This window comes from Leptotrichia wadei (assembly GCF_007990445.1).
Lineage (GTDB): Bacteria > Fusobacteriota > Fusobacteriia > Fusobacteriales > Leptotrichiaceae > Leptotrichia > Leptotrichia wadei_A.
The window spans coordinates 234,920-249,252 of sequence record NZ_AP019841.1; the positions used below are offsets into that span (position 1 = coordinate 234,920).

The 14,333-nt window shown below is 29.2% G+C and carries 11 protein-coding genes; all 11 read right to left on the reverse strand.

Going from position 1 to position 14,333, the window contains the following annotated elements:
- Positions 1-16 precede the first annotated feature (16 nt).
- The 11 genes from FVE74_RS01250 to FVE74_RS01300 all read right to left on the reverse strand — a co-directional run bounded on the left by FVE74_RS01250 (position 17) and on the right by FVE74_RS01300 (position 14,092).
- Positions 17-1,660 carry an ABC1 kinase family protein gene (locus FVE74_RS01250; protein WP_147002834.1) on the reverse strand — a complete coding sequence of 548 codons (1,644 nt, stop codon included), beginning with the start codon at positions 1,658-1,660 and terminating at the stop codon, positions 17-19.
- Positions 1,661-1,743: 83 nt separating this feature from the next.
- Positions 1,744-2,931 carry a M50 family metallopeptidase gene (locus tag FVE74_RS01255; protein ID WP_147002835.1) on the reverse strand — a complete coding sequence of 396 codons (1,188 nt, stop codon included), beginning with the start codon at positions 2,929-2,931 and terminating at the stop codon, positions 1,744-1,746.
- Positions 2,932-3,045: 114 nt separating this feature from the next.
- Positions 3,046-3,588 carry a cell division protein SepF gene (locus FVE74_RS01260; protein ID WP_232053982.1) on the reverse strand — a complete coding sequence of 181 codons (543 nt, stop codon included), beginning with the start codon at positions 3,586-3,588 and terminating at the stop codon, positions 3,046-3,048.
- Positions 3,589-3,599: 11 nt separating this feature from the next.
- Entirely contained in the window at positions 3,600-4,283 is a 684-nt protein-coding gene (locus FVE74_RS01265) for a YggS family pyridoxal phosphate-dependent enzyme (protein ID WP_147002836.1), read from the reverse strand.
- A gap of 134 nt (positions 4,284-4,417) precedes the next feature.
- Positions 4,418-5,713, reverse strand: coding sequence for a radical SAM family heme chaperone HemW (gene hemW, locus FVE74_RS01270; protein ID WP_147002837.1), 1,296 nt, complete (start codon positions 5,711-5,713; stop codon positions 4,418-4,420).
- Between the two features lie 151 nt (positions 5,714-5,864).
- Positions 5,865-6,932 carry a TonB family protein gene (locus FVE74_RS01275; RefSeq protein WP_147002838.1) on the reverse strand — a complete coding sequence of 356 codons (1,068 nt, stop codon included), beginning with the start codon at positions 6,930-6,932 and terminating at the stop codon, positions 5,865-5,867.
- A 52-nt stretch (positions 6,933-6,984) separates the two neighbouring features.
- Positions 6,985-9,060 (reverse strand): TonB-dependent receptor, encoded by a 2,076-nt coding sequence (locus FVE74_RS01280; RefSeq protein ID WP_232053983.1) that lies wholly within the window; start codon positions 9,058-9,060, stop codon positions 6,985-6,987.
- Between the two features lie 58 nt (positions 9,061-9,118).
- Positions 9,119-9,538, reverse strand: coding sequence for an ExbD/TolR family protein (locus tag FVE74_RS01285; RefSeq protein ID WP_147002840.1), 420 nt, complete (start codon positions 9,536-9,538; stop codon positions 9,119-9,121).
- Between the two features lie 28 nt (positions 9,539-9,566).
- Positions 9,567-10,187, reverse strand: coding sequence for a MotA/TolQ/ExbB proton channel family protein (locus tag FVE74_RS01290; RefSeq protein WP_147002841.1), 621 nt, complete (start codon positions 10,185-10,187; stop codon positions 9,567-9,569).
- A 278-nt stretch (positions 10,188-10,465) separates the two neighbouring features.
- Complete coding sequence (locus FVE74_RS01295; protein WP_147002842.1) at positions 10,466-12,052, reverse strand: PAS domain-containing protein; 1,587 nt, start codon at positions 12,050-12,052, stop codon at positions 10,466-10,468.
- Positions 12,053-12,373: 321 nt separating this feature from the next.
- Positions 12,374-14,092, reverse strand: a complete 1,719-nt coding sequence (locus FVE74_RS01300; RefSeq protein ID WP_147002843.1) for a phospho-sugar mutase — start codon at positions 14,090-14,092, stop codon at positions 12,374-12,376.
- Positions 14,093-14,333 lie beyond the last annotated feature (241 nt).

The following is a 14,333-nucleotide window of genomic DNA, read 5'->3' on the forward strand; positions in this document are numbered from 1 at the left end:
TTTATTGTGCTGTCACTTATTTTTTACTTTTCAAAAATAAATTTATTCCCATAATTCCAGCAATAATAAATCCCAATAATCCTAATCCAGAAATCCCAAAAATTTTTGGCGGGATATTTGCCAAAGCCAGTATTGATGATCCAACAAACAGTGATGAGATAATAATCGCCAAAACTAGTTCCTCAAAAGTTTTTTGAAATTTCTCAAATCCAATTATTTCATGCCTATGTTTTAGTTCATTTTTTTGAATTTTTTCCAAAATTGTTTTTAAATCTGTCGGCAAAGTTAGCCAGTTTTCAGAAAAAGTTTCCAGTTTTCTTGTTTCCTTTTTAAAAATATTAATCGGATTTATTCTCTCCTTTGCAATTTTGTCCATATATGGCTGCATAACTTCATTAATGTTAAGATTTGGATCTAAATGCCGTCCAATTCCTTCAATTTGACCAATTCCCTTTATCAGCAAATAAATATCTTCTGAAAGTAAAATTTGATTATCACTGAATATTTTTCTCGCTTTTTCAAAAATCGTAACAATATCTATATTTTCTAGTGAATTTTCATCAATCATTTCGATTATCCCATAAAGTTCCCTCTCAAATTTTCTTTCATCTGGCACTTCAAATTTAATCGCTAATTCCTGTATTGTTTCAACCATTTTTTTCACATCTTTTTTTAGTGAATAAATAATCAAGTTAATTAAAAATTCCCGCTCATTTGGATAAAGTTTTCCCATTGCCCCAAAATCAATAAATACAATTTGCCCATTTTCCTTTAAAAAAATATTTCCAGGATGAGGATCAGCATGAAAAAATCCATACTTCAAAAATTGCGTTAAATAAAGGTCAAGTCCAATTCTAGCTATTTTTTTAGGATCTTGCCCTATTTTTATTATTTTTTCCTTGTCGGTAATTTTAAAGCCTTCTATCATTTCCATTGTGAGAATACGATCGTTGGAAAGCTGCTTGTACACAGCTGGCACGTGGATTCTGTCATCCTCTTTAAAGTTATTTGCAAATCGCTGCATATTACGAAGTTCATTATTTAAGGAAAGTTCCTCATTCAGCATTTTCTCAAAACTTTCCACAATATTTCCAATATTCATTTTTTTTATATCTTCATAATAATTTTCCAAAGTTTTTGCAAGATTTTTCATAATTTCCAAATCAATTTCCACAACAGGCTTTATATTTTCCCTCTGTATTTTTACAACAACTTTTTCTCCACTTTTTAACTTTCCCCTAAATACTTGTCCAATTGAAGCTGAGGCCATCGGTTCTTCTTCTATTTCCTCAAAATAGGCATCTATTTCAATCCCAAGTTCCAAATTCATTTTATTTTTTACATCAACTTTTTCAACTTCTACATTATCCTGCAATTTTTGAAGCTCTATGATCATTTCTTCAGGCAAAATATCCTTTCTATTGCTCAACATTTGTCCAAATTTCACATACACAGGACCCATTTCTTCAATTGCCATTCTTATTCGCTCATAAAAAGTACAGGAATTTATTTCATTAATTTTGTCACTGTATTTTCGTTTTACATTTTTAGGAATATATCTTTCCAGTTCCCCCCTTTTAAACAATTCATCAAATCCATATTTGGCAATTACAGAGGAAAGTTTCATAAGTCTTCTTGTTTTTTGCATAAAATCTACCATTTATTCTGCTTCTCCTTTTTCACTTTTTTAATAGTCTTTTGTAAAAGGCTAAAATACAAGATTTTTAAATTAATTAAACTTTTTTAAAAGTATTTTGTAACATCGAAAAATACAATAATAAGCATTAATACAAGCAAAAATATCATTCCAATAAAATGAACCTTTTCTTCAATTTTTTTATTAATTTTAATTCCAAAAAATTCAGGAATTATAAAAATTAATCTTCCTCCATCAAGTGCAGGAATTGGCAGCAAGTTCATAATTCCGATATTTATGGAAATTAAAATAAAGACACCAAGCATAGCAAACAGACCTCCTTGCCCATAAGCCTCTCCAATGACTTTAGGAAGCCCTACAGGACCTGTCATCTCCTTCATTGCTACTTTCCCTGTCACGAGCATTTTAACACCGTCAAGCGTCATTTTAAAGTAATCTCCGAACATAATAAAACTTATTTTTATTCTTTCTCCAAATGTTGATTTTTGACTTAGTAAATGAATTCCAAGGATATTCCCCTTAGTTTTTTCACTATAAGTCAATTTTACATTTTCAGTAATTTCCTTGTTATTTCTCAATATTTTTAAAACAACATCTTCATTTTTATAACTTTGACTGATTTCACCAATTTTTTTTGTCATCTCAGTCCAGTTTTTTATATTTTTACCATTAACTGCCAAAATTTTGTCATTTACTTTCAATTTTCCATTTGCTTTTGAATTTTGCTCAATTCCTCCAACTATTGCCTGTGAATATTGAGGAGGTACAGTTCCTGCAATAGAAAGCATTATGTATAAGGCAATCAAAGCGGAAATAAAATTCATTACAACTCCTGCAATTAGCACAATAAATCTGCTAAATGGAGATTTTGTAAAAAATCCATTTTTCTGAATATTTTCCTGCCTTTTCAATTCTTGCTCTACAGCCGTATCTAATCTTTTTTCCACTTCACTAATAAATTCTTCATCTTTAATTTCATTCTCATTATTTTTTTCACCTTTCAATTTTTCAATAATTTCATCCATTTTTTCCTTCTTAAATGCTTCCAAGTCAAACTTTTCAGGCTGCATTCCTTCAATATTGACAAATCCTCCCAATGGTAAAATTCTAATTGAATAAACTGTTTCCTTCTTTTTTACTGAAAAAATTTTTGGCCCCATCCCAATTGCAAATTCTGTAACAGGCATTCCAAAATATTTGGCTGTAGCAAAATGCCCTAGTTCATGTATAAATACTATTATTCCTAAAATTATTATTGTAAAAATTATTCCCATTACTCACTCTCCATTTTTTATATTTATATTTTTAAATTATTAAAAAATACTGCTTTAAATGAGAAAAACTCAAAAAAAGCAGTTAAATTCCAAAACTTAACTTTTGATATTTGATTATAAGTAAGTACCGTCTCCTTCATCTTCTCCTAATGAAGCATCAATATCTTCGTAATCAATTTCCATTGGAATAGAAGTTAAAACTTTATCGGTAACTTTTGACAAATGTGCACTCATTGCATAAGCGGCTCCACTTACAAAATCTATTACCCTTTGTCCTACTTCATATTCTAGAAATTCCAAACTGAATGTTACAATTTTATTTTCTTTTATTGCATCTGCAATTAATCTCGAATCTTCAAAAACTTTTGGTCTAATAATCGAGACATTTACTTTAGATGTTGGCATTTTTGTAATTTCCTCCTTTTTTCCTACCCCAAAAAGGCTTCCTATCCCCTTTTTTTCTTCAGGCTGTTTTTCTGGTTCTACACGGGCTGTTGCTGTTGTTTTGTGCTGAACTTTAGACTGCTGATTTTGTTGTGGCTGCTCTGTTGCCACTTCTTTTTTTTCATTTTCTGACAATTCTTCAGATAATTCGTCATCATCATCATCTTCAATGTCATCGCCAAAAAATTCCATTAATTTTTTTTTAAGTCCCAAAGCATAACCTCCTATTCAAATAATTTACTTCCTATTCTAATTATAGTTGCACCATTTTTTAATGCTTCTATATAGTCATTTGACATTCCCATAGAAAGAGTTGTAATATAATCATATTTTTCCTGATATTCTTCCTTCAGATTTCTCATATTTGAAAAATAATCATTTATTTCTTCTTTGCTTGCCTCAAACGGAGCCATTGTCATAAAGCCTATTATTCTTACATTACTCATAGAAAAATATTTCTCGCTATCTTCTTTAAAATCTTCAATGTAAACTCCTGTTTTTGATTCTTCCTTTGAAACGTTAATTTCAATTAATCCATTTATAATTCTGTCATTTTCAATAGCTTTTTTATTTATTTCTTTTAAAAGTTCATAGGAATCAATTGAATGTATTAAATTTACACTATTAATTATATACTTTATTTTATTTTTTTGCAACCTTCCAATAAAGTCCCATTTAATATTTTTATATTTTTCATCTGAAAATTCATTCAGCTTATCCCGATAAAGCTGAGCCCGATTTTCACCAAAGTAATCATAGCCCATTTCAATTAGAGTCTTATGTTCCTCTACATTAAGATACTTGCTTACAAACAGAATTTTAACTTTTTCAGGATAGGGAGAATATTTTTTTATATCTTCCAAAATTTTTTTATAATTCTGCTGAATTTTTGCACTGTTCAGTTCCATTCCTGCTCCTTACTGTTTTGACTTGTTGTATTTGAGATATATTTGAAATCTTTTAATATAAAGCAATTTATTGTGTATATCTTTTATAAGAACAAATATGATATTTTTACAATTACACTATTATAACCTTTTTTTTAAATAAATTCAACAAATACATCATTTGCTAGCAACATTCCCTTTTTTGTCAGTCGAATTCTTGCCTCACAAGTTTTTTTCACTATTTTTTTGTCAAAACCTCCATTATTTTTTGTATTTTTTTGTTTTACATAGAGAAATTCTTTATTTTTTTCATCAGTAAAATTTATTTTTTCCAGGAAAAATTTTTCCAGTAATCCACTTTCTATAAGTTTTTCAACCTTTTCATCTTCAAAATATTCAATTCCCTCTTGAATAAGCCGCAGCCCCAACATTTTTTTTAGCTTCTCGCTTTCAGTTTCATCCACAATTTCAACCGTATTTTCATCAACCGGCAATTTTCCATCATCAATCAGATTATAATGTTTCTTAAAAGTCCGTACATTGCTGTGCCTATTATCGCCAAAATAACTAGCAGCACTCATTCCAACGCCAATAAATTTCTGATTTCGCCAATATTTCAAATTATGTCTTCCCGCATTTTTCTGCAATTTTCTTAAATCTTCAAATTTTTTTATTTCATTAATTTCAACATCTTTATCTTCATCATCTATTCTTGCAAAATTAGAAATCTCATACTGACAATATCCATTTTCCCCAAAAAAATCAATAATTTTTTCATACATTTCTGCTTCCAAATCCTGATCAATTTCGGATAAAATCCCCTTTTGCAACTTGCTCCAAAAAACCGTTTCTTCTTCCCAAATAAGCGAATAAATCGACACATTTTCAGGTTTTAATTCCCGCAAAATATCAAGATCCCTTTGCAAATCCTCAAGACTTTGATTAGGAATTCCGAACATCAAATCCGCTGTAATATTGGAGAATCCTGCTTTTCTTGCCATTTTATAAACATTTATTGCATCTTCAGAACTATGCTGTCTTCCAATAAATTTTAAAACATGATCTTGAAAACTCTGAATACCGATACTTAACCTATTTATTCCAATTTTGTTAAGTTTTTTCAGTTTTTCAAAAGTCACATCCGTCGGATTCAACTCCAGCGTAATTTCAGCATTTTCAGACCAATCAAGTTCGTCTAATATTTCACTTATCATCGCAACAGGCAGTAAAGAAGGTGTTCCTCCGCCAAAATAAATTGTATCATATTTGATTTTTGGATACATTCTAATTTCTTTAATCAAATAATCAGTATATTTTCTATATTCCTTTTTCATTCTCACAAATGTGCAAAAGTCGCAGTATTCGCACTTTTTATCACAAAATGGAATATGAATATATATTGCATCAATATTTTTTTCCTTCGATGCTTTAATATTTTTTACTTCAATCATTATTTTTTTACCTTTTTTAAATTACTTAATATATTTTACCATATGTAAGATGTGATTTCAAACTTTTTGCATTAATATCTTAATAAAAATTACAAAATTTCAGATAAAACAAAAGGGAGAAATACAACTCCCTCTCTAACCTTCTTTTTCATTATTTAAGTTCAAATTCAAACGATTTTGATATTGTACATTTCAAAATTTCTGGATTTTTTATTTTTACTCTTATTTTACTAGCAGCCTTTCTTGCTTCTTGTTGAAAAATCGAATTTCCTCCTGATACTGAAATTACACTAACAGAACCGCTACTATTGAAATGAAATTTTACTGAAACAGTAACAACTCCTTTATTCCCAAGCCTTCGTGCTGCAATAGGATAACTTAAATTCGGATTATACGAAACTGTAAAATCTTTTCCCTCATTACAAACATTTATGTTTTTTTCTTTATCTTTTTCATTATTTCTTTTCTGTTCATTATCATCATTTTTGCTAGATTTTTTGCTAATTTTTTCTAAATTTCTTACCTTTGAACTACCACTATCTTCAGCTTTCCTATTAATATTTCCTCTGTTACTACCATCTTTTCCACTGTTACCGTCATTACCTAATTTCTTAACAAAAGAATCACTTTTAACATTTTTATTAACAACATCTCCATGATTCCCAATTTCTCCACTAAAAATATTAGTTCTTGTCTTATTAATATGAGAATCATTTTGATTATTTCCAACAGTATTTTCTGAAACATTTTTTGAAATATTTGTAGGTGTTGATGTTGTATCTACCGCCTTTTCTTTTGAAACTACTTTCACATCCTCATTTTTTTGCAAAACTTTTTCAGTGTACTTAATTTCCTTCTGATCATTCAAGTTACTAATTTTCTTTGAGTTAGATTCAAATCTTGAGTTTGAAATTCCATCATTTTGTGAAATTTCTATTTTCTCAGAATTTCTAATATTTTTAGTATTATGAACATCCTTCACTCTCTCATTATTTACAAATTTGTCATTTACAGATTTATCATTTTCCTCTCCATTATTTTTATTTCCAGCCACTCCTTCTGGAACATCTGAAACATTTGTAAACACACTTTCACTCAAATTTATCGTTATTGGCTCATTTTTCTTATTTTCTTTTTCATTATTATTTGAAACATAATAGGCTACAGGAATAAATAAAGCCATAACATTTAAAACAATTGAAATTATATAAAATTTCATTTTTTCCCTTTCTTTAACGCTTTAAACAAATTTATGAAACAAACTCACTTTTCTAAAATTCATAACTTGCTCCAATGTAATAAGTTCGTTCATCAGCTGGTGAATACACTGTACTTCCTGTAAGAGGATCTTTCCCTTGAGCAACATTGTATTTTTTATTAAATATGTTTTTTACTCCTGCATTAAGTCCAAATCCATTTTTATGTTTATATTTCAATCCTAAATCTGTTGTAGAATATGAAGGTATTTTTTCATTGTAGGTATCCACTGAACTTGAGTAATAATTTAAGTTAGCAGTCGTTCTCAAACCATCTGCTATTTCATAATCAAGTCCTAATGTAACTTTTGTAGATGGAACTCCTGGTATTTTTTGTCCATCTTTGAAATTATAAGTTGTTGAAGCTAATACATCATCTCCAACTTTCTTAATTTTGGCATTTACATATGTAAATGATTCATTTACTCTCAATTTACCTAAATATTGCTCAGCAAATAGCTCTACACCTGTTCTTTCGGTAGCTTTTAAATTATGGAATGTCCATCTTGCTGTACTTGGTCCTCCTAACACTCCGTGATCCATATTCAAGTATACTTCGTTATTTGTTCGTGTATGAAATGCTGTAGCACTTACAAATGAATTCCATAACATATCTTTAAATCCTACTTCATACGTATTAAATTTTTCTGTTTTTAAATTATTTAAAGTATAATTTCTAGCACCTGGTGCATAATCAACAAATTCTGTTGCAGCTGGTGATCTAAATCCTCTTTCATATTTCGCATAAACATTTCCTGTATCAGAATATTTGTAATTAAGTCCCAATTCATAAGTACTATTACTATCTTTTCTCGAACCGTGCATTTCTCTTGCTGGAATAGTTACAAATCCTCTTCCACCGGGTACCGGCATTCTTGTAGACGGAACTTCTCTATTTGTTTTATATTCTGCTCTTTCAAATCTATACCCTGCTGTCCCTTCTAAATTACCAACAAGTTTATGACGCCCTAACAAATAAAATGAATTCGTTTCTTTCGCTAAATCAACATTCATAATTGGTGTTCCAAATATAGTTTGTTCTCTACTTCCCTTATGATTAATGTAGTTATATCCAAAAATTATATTCCCATTTTCAAGTCCATAATTTCCCTTAAAATTAATTCCTTTTTTATTATCTTCAAATTTCGTTTTAGGCATTCCATACATAGTTTTATTTGTATCCTGTTTATATCCTGTCAATGACAATTTCAAATTATCAGTAACTTTTCCTTCGTATCCCAAGCTATACTCTTTTCTATTAACATCAATATCACTCAAAATTCCAGGCTGTCTTCTATCACTCAAAAGTTGTGATTTTGTTAAATCTGACGCCAATGTTTCTTCTGAATCATATCTCGACGCTTTAAATTTCAAACTATGATTATCTGTTATATTATATTTCAAACTCCCATTCAAATATTCATTTGCTTCTTTTGAACCTCTTCTATATCCTTTTCCATTAACATTTTCATATCCTAAATCAATAATAAATTTATTTCCATAGTTGATTCCAGCATCAAATCCTAATTTATTTGTCCCATAAGAACTATTTTGATAATAAACTTTACCAGAAGCTCCTTCTTTTGTTCTATCTTTTGTAATGATATTTACAACTCCACCTCGAGTTCCACTTCCATACAGAACTGTTCCTCCACCATTTATTATTTCCACTCTTTCTACATCATTAACAGATATTGTATTTAAAGGAATATACGCATGAGAAGTGTCAATCGTATCCATCGCAACATCCCCATCAATAAGTATTTTTACCGAAGAAACTGCTTTAGAAATATTCGCACTTGTTCCCAATCCAAATCTACCTTGCCCTCTAATATCTACTGCTGAACCAAATCCAGTTTGAGTTATATTAATTCCTGGCGCCTGTTTCAATATATCTTCTACCGTATTATATCCTTTTTCTTTAATATCCTCTGATGTAATAATAGTTACATTTTTTATCTGATTATCAACATTATCACTAAATCCTGTCGCTGTCACAACTGTTTTTTCAAGTTTCCCTTCATATTTTCCCTCTGCATATAAAGATAAACTAGCTAAAATTAAACTTAAAATTGTAATTTTTTTTAACATAAACTCTATTCTCGCATGACATCAGTATTTTTTGCCACGCTCTCCTTTCTCCATTTTATTATTTATCATTTTTTTGTATATTAAGACTAACATTTTTTACATTTTCATTACGTAATTTCGACATTACTTCTACAATATATCCATATTCAAGATGCTCATCCGCTGTCAATGTCATATTTTCAAGCATTTCTTTAGGTAATTTCAAAATTTCACCGTGGATATTCTCCTCTGAAATTTCTTTAGTATCATTACCCACCTTTAAAAAATATTTCTTGTTTCTATTTACTATTATTTCTACCTTCGTTTCTTCCTTCTTATCAAATTTAGCATTCGATTTTGGAACAGAAAGTTGAAATTGTGAATATTTATTAAATGTTGTAGCAATCATAAAAAATATTAATAACATAAATATAACATCAATAAGATTAAGCATTGATATCTCTGCATTCTGTCTACTTCTTCTATTAGAAAATTTCATTTTTTATTCCTTTCAATACTTTATAATTCTATTTTTTCACTCTTCCCATAATATGCAAAGCTGCTCTCTCCATTTCCAACGCTATTGCATCTATTCTTCTATTAAAGTAATTATAAAAAATTAAAGAAGGTATCGCTACAATTAGACCAAACGCCGTAGTATACAGTGCTTCAGATATTCCAGCTGCAACTATTTTTGAACTTTCAGCACTCGCAGATAACGCCGAAAACGATGTTATCATTCCCGTTACTGTCCCAAGAAGCCCCAACTGAGGTGCCGTATTTACAACTGCTCCTAAAAGCCACATTCCTTTTTCCAATTTCCCTGCTTGTGCCAAAACAGCTTCCCTTATTATTTCTTCAAGATACTCCCTCTCTGATTCCTCAATCTTATCCAAATCTATATTTTCCATCGTTTTTGTAACAATTCTAGAAACCGAATCTCTTTTTGGTTTTACAATTTCGATAATCTTTTCCCTACTTTCTGTTTTCAACGCTTTAAACAGCTGTTTCCTATACTCTTTTGTAAATTCCCTCTCTTTCGTAGAAAAAATCCATAATTTTTCTAAAATTACTGCAACTCCACAAATAGAAGCCAGCAGTATTCCCCACATAAATATTCCACCTGCGATAAAATAATGTAACAACATCCGTTTTCCCTTTCTATAAATTATTTTGATAACAATAATATTTTATATCAAAAATTTATGTTAGTCAAATATTTTTTTATTCTACCAATTTTAAAAAATAAAAAATGGAACTGCCAAATTAAATTGTACAAATAATAAAATTCCTGTTATCCTTACAACTTTTTTAGCAAGTTCCACAACTTTTTTAAAATTTATTCTAAAAATTTATCTAAATTATTCTGATTTCTATTCTAAAAACAAAAATCTTTTACTATTACTTAGCAATTTATCTATAATAATTATTTTTCAGCTTCATTTCTTCTAATTTCATCAGAAATTTTTTCTATCAATTCGTCTAAAGGAAACCCACCACGCATTGAAATCATATCAAGTGTCGCAACTTTAGACATTATCATATATTGAATTGGATCAAGCAATTTCTTGTATGTAGGCGATAATGTTGGCATAAATTCTCTTATGTAGGGATATTTATCTATTATTTCTCCTATTACTGTATTTTCTGTTAGTCCATAAGGATTTTTGTTTTCTTCAAAATCTTTTTCATTCTCTTGATTAATTTCAGATTTTTTAGGTTTTTCCCAAGTTACAAGCGTTCTCTTTCCTTCAAGACTTCTTATTCTCGTAACATCTTGCATCATCTCAAGAACCCCTTTAAATGTACCATTTTCATCTCTCACAGCAACATAATAAATATAAATAAATTTCCCATTCATTTCAAGCCAAAAGTCAACTTCATCTTGCTCATTATTTCTAAATGCATCAATTATTTCCAAAACCGAAGCGACACTTTCTCTCGGATGACAGTTTTTAACATCTCTTCCTATAACTCCTGCACTTCTAGGAAAAATTCTATGTTTTGTATCAGTGTAAAACTTAACAATCTCATTCTCATCTACAAAAGACAAATCTACTGGCATATGTTGAAAAATCAAATTTATTTGCTCCAAAGTAAGTTTTCCTTGCTTAACATCTAACACATCAGACTTTCCTCCACCTGTATTCATATTATATTTTGAAAGAAGCCCAGCTAAATCATTCATAAAATTACCTGTTTGAGACATATTTTCATTCAAATTTTCATTTTCCTCAGCTTTTTCTTCTTTTTTCTCAGGCAAAAATCCTTTAGGCTTATCAATCAAAAAATATCCTATCTCATCATCTCCACTTCTCATATTCCTAAATTCTTCCTCAGTAATCATTTTAAGTGAAGTTGGAAATAAGATTTCTTCTTCCTTATGCATTATATCCAACGTCAATTCCCAAGCAATTTCCTGTTTCGCATAAAATTCTTCCATTTTATCTTCCATTAACAGTTTTCTAGCCTCACTTATATTATCCCTAACCGCATTATCAAAAGTCCACATTATTCTAGACGGTCTGTCAAATCCTTTTCTTTCTAATATTGAAAATAATTGATGCTGTTTTCTAGCCAAATGTGTCAAATTAAATGTATAAAGTTTATCGTAAAACTCCAGCCATCTATTTTTTATAAATTTCTTATTCAATTCTTCCTTCATTTCAGCAATCAACTTTCTAGCCGCTTCATTTTCCTTCAAATAAGTTTTTATTGGATGTCCCTCAGGCAACGAAGAGTCCTCTCTTTCAATAATTTCATCAAACAAATCAAGCACATCATTCATCTTATCATGGACAGTCGCATCATCAAATCCTAAATCTTTTATTTTCTGCTCAGAATAGGCAAACTCAGCAGGAGTTATCTTTTTATCTTTAAAAGTCTCCCTTATCAATTTTCTCGTAGTCTCTACATCAACATTTCCTTCTATATAATTTTTCTTAATTTTCGTCATTTTCTCAATCAAATCAAAATTTATATTCAAATGATCCTTCATATTTGCTTTTTCCATAAAACATATCACCTCATATTTCGTTTCTTCTAAATTCAATTTTAAAACTATCATAACTTAATTTTGTTTAAAAAATATTTGACTATAAAACTTTCTTTTATTCTATCATGTTTTTATTTCTAAAACGTGTAACTTATGGTACATTTTTCAAAAATATTTTCCATTACAAATAAAAAAACAGGAAAATCATTCTCGCTACAAGAAATTTCCCTGTTTTCATCTATTTATTTACTTCAATTCTTATTCAATTTTATAAACTTTGTATAAAATTTTTATTTTCTCTAAGTCTATCAAATTTCTCAAAATATTTACTTCAAAAAATTATAATCCAATAAATTTAGAAAATTCTTCCATTGTTTTATCAAGTTTAGCTTTGACATTTTCGTTAGAATCTGCATTTACGCTGAAATAGAATTTAATTTTTGGTTCAGTTCCAGATGGTCTTGCTGTAATAAATGTATTGTCTTCAAGCACAAATTGTAATACATTTTCTTTTGGTAAATTAATTTCTTTTTCTTCACCAGTTTCCAAGTTATGTTCTTTGTGTGAGAAGAAATCTCTTTTAATTTTAATTTTCTTACCAAGCAATTCATCTTTAACATTTTCTCTCAAGTTAGACATCAATGCTGCCATTTGTTCAATTCCGTCTTTACCTTTCAATGTTACTGATTTAATTCCTTCTAAATAATATCCGAATTTTTCATATAATTTTTGCAATTCTTTGTAAATAGAAGTTCCTTTTGAGTGGTAATAAGTTGCCATTTCAGAAATAACCATTGAAGTTACCAACGCATCTTTATCTCTTGCATGAGTTCCAATCAAATATCCGTAACTTTCTTCAAATCCAAATAAATATGATCCTTTTAATTCTTTATTTTCAAATTGTCTAATTTTTTGTCCAATATATTTGAATCCAGTCAATGTTTTCATAACTCCAACATTTTTAGCAGGTGCAACAACATCAATCATTGGTGTAGAAACAACTGTTGTAATAACTTGTGCATCAGCTGGAATATCTTTTTTGTAATTCAATAAATATTGCAATAACAATAATCCTACTTGGTTTCCGTTTGGATAATACCATTCATTTTTGTCATCTCTTATCGCAATACCGATTCTATCAGCATCTGGATCATTTGCCAAAATTAATTGTGCTCCAATTTCATTTCCTAATTTTGTTCCCAATTTAAATGCTGCCACTTCTTCTGGGTTTGCATAAACTACTGTTGGGAAGTTTCCATCTGGTTCAATTTGTTCTTTTACAACTTCAAAATTGTATCCAAAATCAGATAAAATTCTCTTCATTGGTCTTCCACCAGTTCCATGAAGCGGAGTATAAACAATCTTGAAATCTTCTTTTCCTGGAATATCTGTATGTATAGTTTGTTTTTTAATTGCTGCTATATAGTCATCATCAATTTTATGATCAAGTTGAATAATTAATCCTTTTTCTCTTCCTTCTTCTTCAGAAATAACTTTTATTTCTTCCAATGTAGAAATTTTATTTACTTCATCAACAATTGCTGGTGCATGTGGGTCAACAACTTGTGCTCCATCATCCCAATAAACTTTATATCCATTGTATTCTGCAGGATTATGAGAAGCTGTAACAACAATTCCTGACATACATCCTTTATATCTTACACCAAATGACAACTCAGGAGTTGAACGTAAACTTTCATAAATATATGCTTTAATTCCATTTGCAGCCATTACTCTTGCAGTATTTAGTGCATATTCTCTCGAACCTATTCTACAGTCATGAGCAATTATGATTCCTTTTTCTTTTGCCGCTTTTTCATCAAAACTCAACATATAGTTTGCAAGTCCTTGAGTTACTTTTCTAATTACATATTTATTCATTCTATTAGTTCCAATTCCACGAACTCCTCTAATTCCACCAGTTCCAAAACTCAAATCTTTGAAAAATCTATCTTCTATTTCTTTTTCATTCCCTGCAATGCTTTTCAATTCTTCTCTGTCTTTTTCGTCAATGGCATCTGAATTTAGCCAATATTCGTATTTTTTCATGTAGTCCATGATATTCCTCCTAAAGTTTTATTTAAAAAATTTAATTTATTATTTTTTATCCAATTTGATAAAATTTTTTTGATCAAAAATGGATTTAAGCAGGATAACTATTGATTTAAAATTTAATTTATTGAATCAATAAATTTTTCTGCTCTATACTAATTTTACCACATTTATTTCAATTAACAAGTGCCTAAATGAAAAAAATTATATTTTTTTTGCTAAATTTTGTTTTTGTATTCTAAGTTTA